Origin of the sequence: Komagataeibacter sp. FNDCR2, assembly GCF_021295395.1 — a bacterium.
Lineage (GTDB): Bacteria > Pseudomonadota > Alphaproteobacteria > Acetobacterales > Acetobacteraceae > Komagataeibacter.
In genome coordinates, this window is sequence record NZ_JAIWOU010000001.1 from 65,001 (window position 1) to 78,938 (window position 13,938).

The 13,938-nt window shown below is 60.0% G+C and carries 12 protein-coding genes, 1 tRNA gene, 2 rRNA genes and 2 pseudogenes (1 of these 17 cut by a window edge); 11 read left to right on the forward strand and 6 right to left on the reverse strand.

Going from position 1 to position 13,938, the window contains the following annotated elements; all coding sequences use genetic code 11:
* The 3 genes from LDL28_RS00305 to LDL28_RS00315 form a co-directional block, all read left to right on the forward strand.
* Positions 1-1,534, forward strand: a 23S ribosomal RNA gene (locus LDL28_RS00305) (it extends 1,209 nt beyond the left edge of the window).
* Positions 1,535-1,644: 110 nt separating this feature from the next.
* Positions 1,645-1,760 (forward strand): 5S ribosomal RNA (rrf, locus tag LDL28_RS00310).
* A 20-nt stretch (positions 1,761-1,780) separates the two neighbouring features.
* Positions 1,781-1,857, forward strand: a tRNA-Met gene (locus tag LDL28_RS00315).
* A gap of 172 nt (positions 1,858-2,029) precedes the next feature.
* Here LDL28_RS00315 and LDL28_RS00320 read toward each other — a convergent pair.
* A pseudogene (locus tag LDL28_RS00320) lies at positions 2,030-2,632 on the reverse strand (OB-fold nucleic acid binding domain-containing protein); the annotation flags it as partial.
* On the opposite strand from LDL28_RS00320, the pseudogene LDL28_RS00325 reads away from it, so the two are divergent.
* Positions 2,629-2,871 (forward strand): annotated as a pseudogene (locus tag LDL28_RS00325) (SOS response-associated peptidase); the annotation flags it as partial. The pseudogenes LDL28_RS00320 and LDL28_RS00325 overlap by 4 nt on opposite strands.
* A gap of 159 nt (positions 2,872-3,030) precedes the next feature.
* Here LDL28_RS00325 and LDL28_RS00330 read toward each other — a convergent pair.
* Positions 3,031-4,245, reverse strand: coding sequence for an MFS transporter (locus LDL28_RS00330; protein ID WP_233056681.1), 1,215 nt, complete (start codon positions 4,243-4,245; stop codon positions 3,031-3,033).
* A gap of 105 nt (positions 4,246-4,350) precedes the next feature.
* On the opposite strand from LDL28_RS00330, the gene LDL28_RS00335 reads away from it, so the two are divergent.
* The 6 genes from LDL28_RS00335 to LDL28_RS00360 all read left to right on the forward strand — a co-directional run bounded on the left by LDL28_RS00335 (position 4,351) and on the right by LDL28_RS00360 (position 8,790).
* Complete coding sequence (locus tag LDL28_RS00335) at positions 4,351-4,989, forward strand: TetR/AcrR family transcriptional regulator (protein WP_233056682.1); 639 nt, start codon at positions 4,351-4,353, stop codon at positions 4,987-4,989.
* A 158-nt stretch (positions 4,990-5,147) separates the two neighbouring features.
* On the forward strand, positions 5,148-5,909 hold the full coding sequence (locus LDL28_RS00340; RefSeq protein WP_233056683.1) for an SDR family NAD(P)-dependent oxidoreductase: 762 nt from the start codon (positions 5,148-5,150) through the stop codon (positions 5,907-5,909).
* A 31-nt stretch (positions 5,910-5,940) separates the two neighbouring features.
* On the forward strand, positions 5,941-6,393 hold the full coding sequence (locus LDL28_RS00345; RefSeq protein WP_233056684.1) for an SRPBCC family protein: 453 nt from the start codon (positions 5,941-5,943) through the stop codon (positions 6,391-6,393).
* Complete coding sequence (gene bdcA, locus LDL28_RS00350; RefSeq protein WP_233056685.1) at positions 6,390-7,103, forward strand: SDR family oxidoreductase; 714 nt, start codon at positions 6,390-6,392, stop codon at positions 7,101-7,103. The genes LDL28_RS00345 and bdcA overlap by 4 nt, the downstream gene beginning before the upstream one ends.
* Before the next feature lie 47 nt (positions 7,104-7,150).
* Entirely contained in the window at positions 7,151-8,041 is an 891-nt protein-coding gene (locus LDL28_RS00355; protein WP_233056686.1) for an aldo/keto reductase, read from the forward strand.
* A 101-nt stretch (positions 8,042-8,142) separates the two neighbouring features.
* Positions 8,143-8,790 (forward strand): glutathione S-transferase, encoded by a 648-nt coding sequence (locus LDL28_RS00360; protein ID WP_233056687.1) that lies wholly within the window; start codon positions 8,143-8,145, stop codon positions 8,788-8,790.
* A 123-nt stretch (positions 8,791-8,913) separates the two neighbouring features.
* Here LDL28_RS00360 and LDL28_RS00365 read toward each other — a convergent pair whose 3' ends face one another.
* Both LDL28_RS00365 and LDL28_RS00370 read right to left on the reverse strand, forming a co-directional pair.
* Positions 8,914-10,284 (reverse strand): NAD-dependent succinate-semialdehyde dehydrogenase, encoded by a 1,371-nt coding sequence (locus LDL28_RS00365; protein ID WP_233056688.1) that lies wholly within the window; start codon positions 10,282-10,284, stop codon positions 8,914-8,916.
* Between the two features lie 16 nt (positions 10,285-10,300).
* Positions 10,301-11,425: an alkene reductase gene (locus tag LDL28_RS00370; protein WP_233059139.1), complete on the reverse strand. Its 1,125-nt coding sequence runs from the start codon at positions 11,423-11,425 to the stop codon at positions 10,301-10,303.
* Positions 11,426-11,540: 115 nt separating this feature from the next.
* Here LDL28_RS00370 and LDL28_RS00375 point away from each other — a divergent pair, with 115 nt between their 5' ends.
* Complete coding sequence (locus tag LDL28_RS00375; RefSeq protein ID WP_233056689.1) at positions 11,541-11,903, forward strand: helix-turn-helix domain-containing protein; 363 nt, start codon at positions 11,541-11,543, stop codon at positions 11,901-11,903.
* 203 nt (positions 11,904-12,106) lie between these two features.
* On the opposite strand, the gene LDL28_RS00380 is transcribed toward LDL28_RS00375, so the two are convergent.
* Positions 12,107-12,958: an alpha/beta hydrolase gene (locus LDL28_RS00380; RefSeq protein ID WP_233056690.1), complete on the reverse strand. Its 852-nt coding sequence runs from the start codon at positions 12,956-12,958 to the stop codon at positions 12,107-12,109.
* Positions 12,959-13,092: 134 nt separating this feature from the next.
* Positions 13,093-13,854 carry an SDR family NAD(P)-dependent oxidoreductase gene (locus LDL28_RS00385; RefSeq protein WP_233056691.1) on the reverse strand — a complete coding sequence of 254 codons (762 nt, stop codon included), beginning with the start codon at positions 13,852-13,854 and terminating at the stop codon, positions 13,093-13,095.
* Between the last annotated feature and the right edge of the window lie 84 nt (positions 13,855-13,938).

Sequence of the window (13,938 nt, forward strand, 5' to 3'; positions counted from 1 at the left end):
TGACCCTCTCTGGAGATATCGGAAGTGCGAATGCTGACATGAGTAGCGACAAACAGTGCGAGAAACACTGTCGCCGAAAGTCCAAGGGTTCCTGCGCAAGGTTAATCCGCGCAGGGTGAGCCGGCCCCTAAGGCGAGGGCGAAAGCCGTAGTCGATGGAAACCGGGCAAATATTCCCGGGCCTGCCAGAAGTGACGAATGCAATATGTTGTCGGGTCTTAACGGATTGATCCGGCTTTTGGCGCATTCCAGGAAATAGCTCTGGCATATAGACCGTACCCGAAACCGACACAGGTGGACTGGTAGAGAATACCAAGGCGCTTGAGAGAACGATGCTGAAGGAACTAGGCAAATTACTTGCGTAACTTCGGGATAAGCAAGACCCATCAGTGGGCAACCATTGGTGGGTGGCACAGACCAGGGGGTAGCGACTGTTTAGTAAAAACACAGGGCTGTGCGAAGTCGAGAGACGACGTATACGGCCTGACGCCTGCCCGGTGCCGGAAGGTTAAGAGGAGGTGTGCAAGCACCGAATTGAAGCCCCGGTAAACGGCGGCCGTAACTATAACGGTCCTAAGGTAGCGAAATTCCTTGTCGGGTAAGTTCCGACCTGCACGAATGGCGTAACGACTTCCCCGCTGTCTCCAGCATCGGCTCAGCGAAATTGAATTCCCCGTGAAGATGCGGGGTACCCGCGGTCAGACGGAAAGACCCTATGAACCTTTACTGCAGCTTTGCAGTGGCATCAGAGACATTCTGTGTAGGATAGGTGGGAGGCTTTGAAACCGGGGCGCCAGTTCCGGTGGAGCCATCCTTGAAATACCACCCTGACTGTTTCTGATGTCTAACCGAGGCCTGTTAGCCAGGTCCGGGACCCTGCATGGTGGGCAGTTTGACTGGGGCGGTCGCCTCCCAAAGTGTAACGGAGGCGCGCGATGGTGGGCTCAGGCCGGTCGGAAACCGGCTGTCGAGTGCAATGGCATAAGCCCGCCTGACTGTGAGAGTGACAGCTCGATCAGAGACGAAAGTCGGCCATAGTGATCCGGTGGTCCCGCGTGGAAGGGCCATCGCTCAACGGATAAAAGGTACTCTAGGGATAACAGGCTGATCTCCCCCAAGAGTCCACATCGACGGGGAGGTTTGGCACCTCGATGTCGGCTCATCACATCCTGGGGCTGGAGCAGGTCCCAAGGGTTCGGCTGTTCGCCGATTAAAGTGGTACGTGAGCTGGGTTTAGAACGTCGTGAGACAGTTCGGTCCCTATCTGCCGTGGGTGTTGGAGACTTGAGAGGATTTGTCCCTAGTACGAGAGGACCGGGATGAACATACCTCTGGTGCACCGGTTGTCGCGCCAGCGGCACAGCCGGGTAGCTAAGTGTGGACGGGATAACCGCTGAAAGCATCTAAGCGGGAAACCCACCTCAAAACAAGGTCTCCCCAAGGGCCGTGATAGACCATCACGTCAATAGGCCAGGTGTGGAAGCGCAGTAATGCGTGCAGCTAACTGGTCCTAATCGCCCAATAGGCTCATTCCATCGCCACAATCGTGGCAACATACATGCACAGCAGTCATCCACTCTCAACACTCATACAAAACACACCAACCCATCCACATCCTCTCCCCTCAATCAGGGGGACTGGATGACCTGGTGGCCATGGCGGGGAATGATCCACCCGATCCCATCCCGAACTCGGCCGTGAAATACCCCAGCGCCCATGATACTGTGCCTTAAGGCACGGGAAAGTCGGTCGCCGCCAGGTCTTCCAATCCCCCTCACAATCGCGGGGTGGAGCAGCCCGGTAGCTCGTCAGGCTCATAACCTGAAGGCCGCAGGTTCAAATCCTGCCCCCGCAACCAAAACTTATTCAATATAATCAGCATGTTAAGCCGTCCGTAAGGGCGGCTTTCTGCGTTTCAGATACACCTGCAGGATGCGTATAGGATGCAAATGGGAGTGAAACTCCAGCGTAGTTTGGACTCATAACAAGGCTTTTCACGATGGCGTGAGCTTTATCGGCAGCCTTATTGATTAGTGGAAAGTGCGCGATCTGACGACGATACGCTCACCGGCGGAATCGCTGTCATGGGCGCTCTCAGCAGAGGTGCGATTACCAACGTCTGCGAGCAGGCCGGAGAAATCGATAATCTCCTTTGCCACTAGATGCACGACCTCGCCTTCCTTCTGCAGCATGCCTGTCGCCGCCAGCATCTGGCCGCCAAGCACCACGCGCCGATTTGCGTCGAACATATCGGACCAGATGATGACGTTCATGTTGGCCGTCTCGTCCTCCAGCGTCCATGAACACCATGCCTTCGGCAGAGCCGGGCCGCTGCCGGACCAGCACCAGCCCTGCCACGCTGAGACGCTTCCCATCCTTCGCTGCCAATGCGTGCCGACAGGATATGATGTCCCTGGCCTGAAGATCCTCGCGCAGAAAGATCAAGAGATGATCCCGCAGGGTCAGGCCAAGCCCCGGTTATAGTCCCGCACAACCTCAGCCCCGTCGCGCATGGGCTGCAGCAGCACATGCGGCTCCTCTGCTTCCCGTGTCACCTGCGCTGCAGCGAACAGCGGCAGCGGTTCGTCCCGTAGCGCCTTGATCGCCCACAGCGCCTCCCGGCGTGCCAGCCCGCAGCGACGGAGAACCGCTCGCTTTCTTTCGGGATCTGGTGCCGATGCACCTCAGTGCGGAAACTGGCGGAAGGCGAGACGACGGACGACCTGTTCGGGTTCCTGACCACAGAGGCCAACCGGGAAGTGGGCGCGATCCATCCGAAGGCTATGCCTGTGATCCGGACGCAGCCGGATGAGCTGGACGTATGGATGAACGCCCGGTCGCAGAAGCTCTGCGCCTTCAGCGGCCTATCCCTATGGTCTTCAAGGCGGACATTTTTGGGAGATCCAATTCAAGATCAGAAAAGGTCCGGCCAACCAGTCGGGTGATGCGTAAAAATCCTCTGACACAAACCATCATTGGCATAAAGGCGTTTATCCTTACTAAAACCGCAGGGTAACTCCACATCAAATTCTTAGCTCCCGCTCCCATGCCCGAGCCGATGGCCGGGTCGAAACCCATGGGACCGGGCCTGGCATGCGATCAGGAAGCCGACCGCGACAAGCCCCATCACGGCCCAGGGGAATGAGGCCGCGCCCCATGTGTCGAGCAGCACGCCGCCCAGAAGGCCCCCGCCGGCTATGGCACTGTTCCACGCCACCACATTCATCGACAGCGCGACGTCCGCGCCGTCGCCGGCCGCATCGGCCAGCGCCGTCTGGAGCAACGTCGCGGCCCCGCCGAATGTCAGCCCCCATATCGTCACCCCGATCATGATCACCGCAGGCGACGCTGATCCAAGGGCAAAAGCCACTGCCACGACCGCGAATATGGCCAGACTGAGCAGGACGGACAGGCGCAGGGCGTGATCGACCGTGCGGCTGGTCAGCCAGATACCAACCAGAGCGGCGATCCCGAAGAGCAGCAGGATGCGATCCGCCTGCCCCGCCAGCCCGGCCGGTGTCACGAACGGCACGATGTAGGTGTAGAGCACGTTATGTGCGAGCATCCACGCCATCACGACACCCAGAACGGACCGCACGCCCGGCATGTCCAGAACATGCCGGAACGGCAGACGCTCGTGATGCGCGGCCCCCGGAAAATCAGGAACCTTCGCCAGAACCCATGCGATCAGCAGCACGGTCAGGCCCGACATGATCCAGAAAGCCAGGCGCCAGCCGACGGCAGCGCCCAGCCATGTCCCGGCGGGAACCCCCAGCGAGAGCGCGATCGGCGTGCCGACCATGGCAATCGCCAAAGCCCGCCCCTGCTGGGCGCGCGTCACCATCCGGCGCGCATAACCGGCCAGCAACGCCCAGGCGAGACCCGCCGCCGCACCTGCGCCGTACCGGGCGATGAGGGTCGCGCCGTAATGTGTTGAAAAAGCGGTGATGGAATTGAACACCACGAAGCCAATGATCGCCAGCAGCAGGACCTTTCTGCGCCGCCATCGCTGCGTGGCGAGCGTCAACGGGATCGCGGCACTCAGCGAGCCTATGGCATAGGCCGTCACCATCTGCCCTGCCAGCGCAGCGGAAACATGCAGGCCGGTCCCGATCTCAGGCAACAGACCCGCCGGCAGGGTTTCGGTCATGATGCAGATGAAGCCGGTCATGGCCAGCGCGAGCAGGCCGGCGACCGGCAGGCGCTCGTCGGTTTTGTTCTTGGACACTGTGATGGTCGGGGTCATGGGCTGCTCACATATGGATCGTTCGGTACACATATAAGGAGGCAGCCGCCTTGGCAATCACTTCTGGATCACTTAATATGGAAGTCTTTCGGAAGGAACGAGGCCATGGCGCGGACAGGGCGTCCCCGTGAGTTTGACCGCGACAAGGCGATTGACGCCGCCACGGCGCTCTTCTGGGCGCAGGGCTACGAACCGACCTCCCTGACCCAGCTCAAGGCCAGCATGGGCCATATCTCGCCTGCGAGCTTCTATGCCGCATTCGGCTCGAAGGAAGCCCTGTTCAGGGAAGTCGTGCAGCATTATCTGGCGACCTATGGACAGGTCATGGCGCCCTTATGGGACGAAAGCCTGCCGCCGCGCGAGGCCATCGAGCGGACGTTACGCGGTTCGGCGCGCATGCAGGCGGCCCGGACGCATCCGACCGGCTGTCTGGTCGTGTCCGGCGCCAGCAATTGCTCGCCCGAAAACGAACCCGTCCGCGCCCTTCTCACCGCAGAACGACAGCGCACGCGGGCAGGCCTCAGGGCCTGTGTGGAGCGCGCCATCGCCAGAGGCGACTTGCAGGCGTGCCCGGCGACCGCTGTCCTGCCCGATATTCTCGCGACTTTTTTCCACGGCATGACATGCGAAGCCCGGGACGGGATGACCGCAGACACTCTGGATGCGGCCATCACGTCTCTCCTGACCTTGTGGGATGTCAACGCAGTGAAGCCGGAAACAGAAAAGCGGCCCAAAAAACGCTGACGGGCTGAAGGAGGCGAGGCCAGCCGGTCGCAGCACGATTCTTCCGTATCGTTCGGTCCATAATTTCTTGACCTCGCCCCACGCTCCTTTTATGGATCGGTCGGTATGGAAATGGTGCCTTCGGAACACGACGCCATGCCTCCTCAAGGAATCCGATCATGACCCCATCAAAAATCGCCCTCGTCACGGGTGCCAATCGCGGCATCGGCTACAGCATCGCGAAGCATCTGATGGCCGCCGGCATCAGCGTGATCGGCACCTATCATGCCAATGAAGACGAGGCGAAGGCTGCTGAAACCGCCCTCAGCCAGAAGGACGCAAAGCTGCGCATGCTGCAGCTAGACATCGCAGATCATACGTCGTTCACGAATTTTGCAGAGGAGGTCAAAACCCTTCTCGCAAACGAGTTCGAGCAACAGGCACTGAATTACGTTGTCCAGAACGCTGGCAACATCATTCACACACGCTTCGATGCCGCGACATCCGAACAGGTCGACAATCAGTATAACATTCACTTCAAGGGCCCTTGTCTGCTGACGGTAGCCCTTCTTCCACTGATCCGTGATGGTGGCCGCATTCTCAACATCACCTCTGCCGCGACGCGCTTCTACCTGCCGGATCACGGTCCTTACGCGGCCATGAAAGCCGCGACCGAAGTCATCTCGCTCTATATGGCGAAGGAACTGGGCGCGCGGGGCATTACTGTCAATGCGGTCGCACCTGGCGCGGTCGCATCAGATTTCGGTGGCGGTCTGGTCCGTGATGATGCCACGGTCAACAAAAGTCTCGCGGAGATCACGCCGCTGGGGCGTGTCGGCCAACCCGACGACATCGGGGCCGCGGTGCGTGGCCTTCTGTCTGACGACATGCATTGGGTAAATGGCCAGCGCATCGAAGTGACGGGCGGCCAGTCACTTTGATCCCACACAGAAAAGGGCAGGGGGTATCCGTATGATCCACGTTATGGCCAGCAGCGTCATCAATGCACCCGTTTCGTCCGTATGGAGGCTGATCCGTGATTTCGGCACCCTTGGTCGCTGGTTGCCGGGCGTGAAAAGCTGCGTGATCGAAGGCGATGATCCCGGTGATCGTGTCGGCGCGATCCGCCGTGTTGAAATGGGTGATGTCGGTGTGATCCGTGAACAGCTTCTGGCGCTGTCCGACGTGGAGCATGCAGTGACGTTCTCGATCATTGAATCGGCCCTGCCGATCCGGAACTACCGCTCGACCATCACGCTTCTGCCCATAACAGATGGCGATCGCACGTTTATCCGCTGGCGCGGCCAGTTCGAAGCATCGGCCGAACATGCTGCCAGCATGGAGACCCGGATGCCGACACACATCTACCAGCCAGCGTTCGACAGGCTGACAGAAATTCTGGCGTTGAGGGAAACGCGGTCATGACCAGCTTTCATGGTAAATCCGTTCTCGTGCTGGGGGGCAGTCGCGGGATTGGGGCCGCCATCGTGCGTCGCTTCGCAACGGATGGCGCCAAAGTCATTTTCACGTATCTGTCCTCCCCTGACGATGCCCAGGCCCTGGCGGCCGAGACCGGAAGCAGGGCCATGCGCGCCGACAGTGGCGACCGGGACGCTCTCATCGCGCTGATCGCCTCGCTCGGCCCTCTCGACGTGCTGGTCGTCAATTCCGGAATTCTGGGCGCGGGTGACCCGCTGGACATGCCGCCAGATGCCATCGATCGGCTTTTCCGCATCAATACCCTCGCGCCTTATCACGCGGCGGTTGCCGCCGCACGGAATATACCTGACGGCGGCCGCATCATCCTGATCGGCTCCGCCAATGCCGACCGGATGCCGATGACTGGCCTTGCCGCCTACAGCGCCAGCAAGGCGGCACTGAAAGGCATGGTCAAGGGACTGGCGCGCGATTTCGGGGCGCGCGGCATCACCGTCAATGTTGTCCAGCCCGGCCCCACCGATACCGACATGAACCCTGCCGATGGGCCATTGAAGGACGTCATGCACGACTTCATGGCGATCAAGCGCCATGCCACGGGCGCGGAGATCGCGGGGCTGGTCGCGTATCTTGCCGGGCCAGAGGCCGGCATCATCACGGGGGCTGCATACAATATCGATGGTGGCTTCGCGGCCTGACGGAATTATTGACCTCCATTCACCCGCTGGAAAAAGGAACGAGGGCCATGACCCATTCATCCGCTAATGCCGCCAACGCGGGCACTTTCACGATCGGTGGCGATCTCAGCGTTCATCGGCTTGGCTTCGGCGCGATGCGCATCACAGGCCCGGGCATATGGGGACCGCCCGCCGATCATGATGAGGCCATCCGCACGCTGAGGCGCCTTCCGGAGATCGGCGTCAACTTCATCGACACCGCCGATTCCTACGGTCCCGATGTCTCGGAATGGTTGATCAGGGAAGCGCTGTACCCGTACCGCAAGGGCCTCGTGATCGCGACCAAGGGTGGTTTGACCCGGTCGGGACCGGATATCTGGAAGCCGGTCGGGCGGCCGGAATACCTGCTGCAGCAGGTACACAAGAGCCTGCGCAATCTCGGCGTCGAGCAGATTGATCTGTGGCAGTTGCACCGGATCGATCCCAAGGTCCCGGCCGATGAGCAGTTCGATGCGGTCAGGTCCTTCATCGACCAGAAACTGATCCGTCATGCGGGGCTGAGCGAGGTGTCCGTCGCAGACATCAAGGCTGCGTCAAAGTTCTTTGACGTAGCCACCGTCCAGAACCGCTATAATCTCGTTGATCGCATCAGCGAGGACGTGCTCGATTATTGCACGGCGCAGAACATCGGGTTCATCCCCTGGTTTCCGCTCGCCGCCGGTGATCTCGCGAAGCCGGGCTCAATTCTGGACACCATGGCAGGAAAATACGGCGCGCACCCGAGCCAGATCGCACTGGCATGGGTCCTGAAACGCAGTCCGGTAATGCTGCCAATTCCCGGCACCTCGAAGGTCGCGCATCTGGAGCAGAATGTCGCTGCTGCTGACATCAGCCTCTCTGACGAGGACTTCGTGGCACTGGATTCAGAAGGCCGCAAGGCATTTCAGTCAACGCCGTAGGGAAGGATCCCGGACAGTCACAGTTCCAGTCCCGAGAGGCCGGGGTGATTGTCCGGACGACCCCTGACATTTTCGCTTTCGGTGCCAATAAGGCTGCTCCAATGAAAATTTACGACTGGCCCACAGGACCTTATCCAGCCCGTGTCCGGATTGCCTTGGCAGAAAAGAATCTCCAGTCCGACGTCGAATTCGTGCCGGTTAACCTGTGGAAAGGGGAACACAAGAGCTCTGCTTTCCTCGCCAAGAATTATTCCGGAACGTTGCCAGTTCTTGAACTGGACAACGGAATTTGCCTCGCTGAATGTACGGCGATCACGGTCTATCTTGATGCGCTTGTCGGGGAACCCACGCTGACCGGTCGAACGCTGCTTGAGAAAGGCGTGATCCAGATGATGACAAAACGTGCCGAGATCGAGATGCTGGACGCCATCAGCGTCTATTTTCATCATGCCACACCGGGTCTTGGTCCAGATGTGGAACTCTACCAGAACCGGGAGTGGGGCCTCCGCCAGCGTGACAAGGCTTTGCGCGGAATGCATTACTTCGATGCGGTACTGAGGAAACAGTCCTTCATAGCTGGTGAGGCTTTCTCGATGGCGGATATTGCAGTCATCGGGGGCTTTATATTTGCAGCAGCCGTAAAATTGCCGATCCCGCAGGAATGCGAAGCACTTTTAGACTGGTTCGCGAGGATGCAGGAGCGTCCGAGTGTCCGCGAACAACTGGCAATTGTTCCGCCAAAGCGCTGAAGCGCAAAGCAGTTCCGAGCGGATCGGCAGCGTTCGCCCTCATGTCTGGCATTTGCCCTTTTGAGCTGAATAGCCCTGTCCCGGACAGGATTCTGTCCGGGACAGGGAACGGCATCATGCCTGTCAGGCGACGCGGATCAGTTTACGGTTGATGAACTCCTCAATGCCCAGGAAGGACAGTTCGCGGCCAAAGCCAGAGTTCTTGATCCCGCCAAAGGGCAGTTCCGGGGCTGCGGCCGTCGCCGTGTTGATGAACATCATGCCGGTTTCGACTGCTTCGGCCACCCGTTCCGCCCGGCCAAGGTCACGCGAGAACACGAACCCGCCAAGGCCATAGGGTGAGTCATTGGCCAGTTCGATGGCCTCATGCTCGCCCGCGACCTTGTGCACGACGGCAACGGGGCCGAAAATCTCCTGATAGAAGACCGGGTTGTCCTTTGACACATTGGTCAGGATGGTCGGTTCCATGAAGAAGCCTGTCCGCTCCATCCGCTTGCCCCCGGCCACCAGCGTCGCTCCTGCCCTGACCGCTTCGTCGGTCTGCGCCAGTGCGGTGTCGAGTGCCTTCCTGCTGCTCATCGGGCCATGGGTGGTGCCCTCGGCCAGCGGATCACCAATGCGGAACTGCGTGATCGCCTTTTTCAGGCCCGCGAGGAAGGCGTCATAGACCTTCTCATGCACGATCATGCGCTTGGCCGCCGTGCAGACCTGCCCGTTATTGGCAAACCGGCCCCACGTCGCCCACTTGACCGCCAGTTCAAGGTCCGCGTCATCCAGCACGATGAACGCGTCGCTGCCGCCAAGTTCCATCGTGTCCTTCTTCAGCGCCGCCCCCGCTTCGGCCGCGACCGTCTGGCCCGCGCGTTCGCTGCCGGTCAGGGCGACGCCACGGATGCGGACATCCCTGATCAGTTCGGCCGACTGATCGTTGTCGAGGAAGATATTGGTATAGACGCCAGCAGGCGCGCCCGCGTTATGAAACAGCTTTTCAAAGGCCAGCGCGCATTGCGGCACGTTGGGCGCGTGCTTGGCGATGACCACGTTGCCCGCCATCAGGTTCGGCCCCGCCACGCGGGCAAGCTGGTAATAGGGGAAATTCCATGGCTCGATACAGTAGATCAGGCCCAGAGGCTGGTTGATGATCTTCGCATGGCCTTCCTTAACCTTCAGATGCGTGGGGGCAAGGAATTCTGCCGCACCATCGGCATAGAAGGACAGGATATCAGCGGTGATGTCGATTTCTTCCAGCGCGTCAGGCAGGGCCTTGCCCATTTCGGTCGCGATCAGGCGCGCATGGGCCACCCGGTCGCGGCGCAGCAGGTCGGCGGCCTTCGACATGATGACCTTGCGAGCGGCGATATCGCGCTTCTTCCAGTCGGTCTTCCACACATGGTCCGCGCGATCGACAATCGCCTTCATCTGCGCGGCGGTGTGCAGTTCGAACGTGCGTTCCACGGTTTCCGTGGTCGGGTTGAGGGTCTGGTAAAAACTCATTGGTCCGTTTCCCTGTTTATTGGTTATGGAAAGGGTAGTCGGTGTAGCCATGCGCGCTGCCGCCATACATCGTCGCCGGGTCCAGCGGATTGAGCGGCCAGTTATGTTCCAGCCGCGCGGGCAGGTCCGGATTGGCGATGAACTTCCGGCCAAAGCCGATCATGTCCGCCCATCCATGGCCCAGCACATGCTGCGCCTTGTGCAGGTCGTACCGACCCGCGCACAGGATGCGGCCGCCAAAGATGTCGCGCACGCTGGCGCGGAAGGCGTCCGGCATTTCGGGTGCGTTGTCCCAATCAGCCTCGGCCAGCGAGACATAGGCGATGCCTGCCTCGGCCAGCACGCGTACGGCCTGCGTGTAGGTCTCCGCCGGATTGTCCTCCAGCAGGCCGAGATAGACGCGCTCTTGTGTGGTCGTGCCAAACAGCGGGGAAAACCGCACGCCCATCCTGTCAGGCGTAACCACGGCGGAGACGGCTTCCACCACCTCGCGCAGGAAGCGCAGGCGGTTGGACAGGCTGCCGCCATAAGCATCGGTGCGGAAATTGGCGCGTTCGGATAGGAACTGGTTGATCAGATACCCATTGGCGGCGTGGATCTCCACGCCATCGAAGCCTGCGGACAGCGCATTACGCGCCGCCTGCGCATACATCTCCACCAGTTCATGGATTTCGGGGACGGAAAGTGTGCGCGGCATGTCGGGTGGGACCAGCTTTCCCGTGCCCGGTCCCGTGGGGATGAACACGTTTACGCCTGTTGCCGCGACGGCGGCCGGGGCGATCGGTGCCTCATGACCGGGCTGCAATGCGCGGTGGGAGACGCGGCCGACATGCCACAATTGTGCAAAGATGGGCCGCCGCGTTGCGTGCACCGCGTCGGTGACGAGTTTCCAGCCTGCGATCTGTTCGGGGGAGTAAATGCCCGGCGTCCACGCATAACCCTGTCCGCGGGGTTCGATCTGCGTGCCTTCGGTAATCAGGCAACCCGCCCGAGTGCGCTGCGCGTAATATTCGGCCATCAACGCGTTGGCGATGTCTCCGGGCTGGGTACTGCGGCAGCGTGTCAGTGGCGGCAGGAAGATCCGGTTTTCAAGGGGAAGGTCGCCCAGTCGCACGGGACCGAATAACGAAGATGAAGATATAATCAACCTTGTTCACAAATACAGGCCATCTGTCCGGCCCGCATGTAAACATTGACCCAGCCTGCGGTGTGCGCAAGAACGCGCATAAACCGCCACTAGTGTCAGGAATGATACCATGCCCCGCATCCGTCACACCACGCTGGCCTGCAGCCCCGGCTGCACGGTGGAGGCCACGCTCGAACTGTTCGGGGGCAAGTGGAAGGCGCTGATCCTGTATCACCTGTTCGAGGACAGGGTGCTGCGGTTCGGCGAACTGCGCCGCCGCCTGCCGAATGTCACGCAGCGGATGCTGACCAACCAGTTGCGCGAACTCGAGGCCGACGGACTGGTGTCACGCACCGTTTTCCCCGAAGTGCCGCCGCATGTGGAATACGCCCTGACCGATCTGGGAAAGACGCTGAAGCCGGTCATTCAGGCGCTCAAGACATGGGGCGATCGGTATGCCCATTCTGTCCAGCGGAACACATCTGTTGATTGAGATTGGCCGAGAATATTTACAGAAACCAAAGAGGCGGCTGGCTTCACTTTCCTCGCAATGGAATAATCCGTCATCAGACAGCCCGAGATTCCGGGAAATACGATATTTGGTGATTATCTGTCGCAGAGGATTTGAGTAACTTCAGGACGTGAGCAGGCAGAGGCTGGACATTGCCGGTTCATTATTCCGGAAAAAGCGCTGTTCTACTTCAAGGAATCTGCCCGGATCGTAGCCTCCAACCATGCACTAATGCGGGTAATGACCTCTGCCTCAATGCCAAAATAGCCGTGTGGCGTAAGCGAACCACAGTTCTTTTCAGACCGGGTTGTGCCGCCTGCCACCATTAACACGGTGACTTCACGACTGCCTGTCATGGCCGCGCCAATTCGCTTTGCGTCCTGCGGCGGGGCAACGTTGCATCGGTCATCGTGATTGGCGACAACGAGAACGGGGGCCTGTACCTTCTCTGGATGGGCGCTGAAAACGGTTTCCCCGCTGCCGCCCATAACGGACACCGATTCAGTCAGCACGACACCGGCGATATCCCCTGAAGCGGCATGGGCCGCGCCATTGACGGCTGCAATGGCGCCCTGGCTTGTACCAAGTAGAAAAACAGGCCTTGAGTCCTGTCTGTGCAGGAAAGCGATGATATCCTCGACAAGATGGGCATAATACGCGGAACTACGCTGCCCGCGCAGATTGAGACGACCAACTGTATCGGGAATGAGAACCGCAAACCCCTGCCTGTTCCACGCGCCACGCGTTCGCACGACGAAGTTGTCGCCATGACGGATGCGTCCGTCTTGCCCGAGGCCGATGTCACCAGTTCCGCCCGGAAACATGATGATCGTTGCCAATGGCCGCTCCGGGGAACTGAAAATGGCCCGGACAGACCCGCCTGCATGGAGAGGTATATTCATGACACGTTCATTGATGCCCGGATCTGGAATGTTGCCAGTAATCCCCGGTGCGGTGCGATCACCGGCAAATCCCACGCGTGGCAGGAGAACGCAGGCGGCCAGCACGATGATCGTGCAGCACAGAGAGTTCGGCATGGGCCTACGCTGACTGCTTCTGATCATCTCATCCAATGCCCAGGCCCATTATTGCTCATGGCCCGAAGACCAGACATGGTCTCCGAGCCGCTTCATATATCATTGTGGCGTTCCGTTTGTGGAACGGCCAGCCTTCAGATGGCCTGACCACCAGAAACTTCGATCCGCTGCGCGTTCACCCAGCGATTGTCCTCTGACAGGAGCGAAGCGATCATCGGGCCAATGTCATCCGGAAGGCCGGGACGGCCAAGTGCGGTGATCTCCCCAATATGGCGGGCGATGTCCGGATTGTCCCGTACCATGCCGCCCGAGAAATCCGTCTGGATCGCGCCTGGCGCGACCGTGTTGACGGCAATACGACGGGTCCCAAGTTCCTTGGCCATGTAATGCGTCATGACTTCCACCGCGCCTTTCATGGCAGCGTAGGCAACCCTGCCGGGATAGGCGAAGCGCGTCAGGCCGGATGAGATGTTCACGATCCGGCCTCCATCCGCAATCAGCGGCAGCAGCGTCTGCGTCAGGAAGAACGGACCTTTGACATGAACCCGATAGGCGGCGTCGAAATCCTCCTCGGTCACCTCGCCGAACAGCCCCTCATGGGATGTGCCGGCCATGTTGACCAGATAATTGAAACGCTCCGCGCCCCATTCGCCCAGCACGCGTCGGACTTCGTCGGCAAAGGCAGGAAAGGCATGCGTATCGCCGGTGTCGAGTTGCAGGGCCACCGCGCGGGCGCCGCTGCTCTGGACATTCTCAACCACGTCATCGGCTGCGGATCCGTTGGTGTGATAGGTGAAAATCGACGAGACGCTGCGTCGGGCGAGAGCCTCAACGGTGGCGCGACCCAGTCCACGGCTGCCGCCGGTGACAATGGCGATGGTGTTCGCTTCTGGCATGAGTATCTCCATCTGGTGAGGAACCAATCTTGGTCACACCATCGCCCGTTCGATAAGACCGCTCTTTCCGTCAGCATTGTTTTG

Bases quoted from the DNA above. Each gene is read 5' to 3' on its own strand.
- LDL28_RS00330 (WP_233056681.1), bottom strand. From the start codon at position 4,245: ATGACCCCGACCATCACAGTGTCCAAGAACAAAACCGACGAGCGCCTG.
- LDL28_RS00335 (WP_233056682.1), top strand. From the start codon at position 4,351: ATGGCGCGGACAGGGCGTCCCCGTGAGTTTGACCGCGACAAGGCGATT.
- LDL28_RS00340 (WP_233056683.1), top strand. From the start codon at position 5,148: ATGACCCCATCAAAAATCGCCCTCGTCACGGGTGCCAATCGCGGCATC.
- LDL28_RS00345 (WP_233056684.1), top strand. From the start codon at position 5,941: ATGATCCACGTTATGGCCAGCAGCGTCATCAATGCACCCGTTTCGTCC.
- bdcA (WP_233056685.1), top strand. From the start codon at position 6,390: ATGACCAGCTTTCATGGTAAATCCGTTCTCGTGCTGGGGGGCAGTCGC.
- LDL28_RS00355 (WP_233056686.1), top strand. From the start codon at position 7,151: ATGACCCATTCATCCGCTAATGCCGCCAACGCGGGCACTTTCACGATC.
- LDL28_RS00360 (WP_233056687.1), top strand. From the start codon at position 8,143: ATGAAAATTTACGACTGGCCCACAGGACCTTATCCAGCCCGTGTCCGG.
- LDL28_RS00365 (WP_233056688.1), bottom strand. From the start codon at position 10,284: ATGAGTTTTTACCAGACCCTCAACCCGACCACGGAAACCGTGGAACGC.
- LDL28_RS00375 (WP_233056689.1), top strand. From the start codon at position 11,541: ATGCCCCGCATCCGTCACACCACGCTGGCCTGCAGCCCCGGCTGCACG.
- LDL28_RS00380 (WP_233056690.1), bottom strand. From the start codon at position 12,958: ATGCCGAACTCTCTGTGCTGCACGATCATCGTGCTGGCCGCCTGCGTT.
- LDL28_RS00385 (WP_233056691.1), bottom strand. From the start codon at position 13,854: ATGCCAGAAGCGAACACCATCGCCATTGTCACCGGCGGCAGCCGTGGA.